At 51.1% G+C, this 364-nt stretch carries 2 rRNA genes; both read right to left on the reverse strand.

The annotated features are described in order from the left end of the window. Positions 1-113 (reverse strand): 5S ribosomal RNA (rrf, locus tag G3N62_RS35715). A gap of 156 nt (positions 114-269) precedes the next feature. Next, positions 270-364 (reverse strand): 23S ribosomal RNA (locus G3N62_RS35720); the annotation flags it as partial.

The raw sequence follows: 364 nt of genomic DNA on the forward strand, positions 1-364 counted from the left end.
GCCTGACGATTACCTACTTTCACACGGGAATCCGCACTATCATCGGCGTAGAGTCGTTTCACGGTCCTGTTCGGGATGGGAAGGGGTGGGACCGACTCGCTATGGTCATCAGGCAAAGAGGGTTGTTCTGCTGGCGTGGCCAACAGAACCAATCTTGGAAGAAGCAGTAATTTAGGTTGTGTGTATCACACACGAGAATCCAACTTGTCGCTTTGGATCTTGCAGCCAGTGCTTTCACACGGCGCCGATCTACAAGGCAGACTTGTTATAGGATCAAGCCTTACGGGCAATTAGTATCAGTTAGCTGAACGCATTACTGCGCTTACACACCTGACCTATCAACGTCCTGGTCTCGAACGACCCT

The sequence above is a fragment of the Burkholderia sp. Tr-20355 genome, from assembly GCF_017104685.1.
In the GTDB taxonomy this organism is placed as follows: Bacteria; Pseudomonadota; Gammaproteobacteria; order Burkholderiales; family Burkholderiaceae; genus Burkholderia; species Burkholderia seminalis.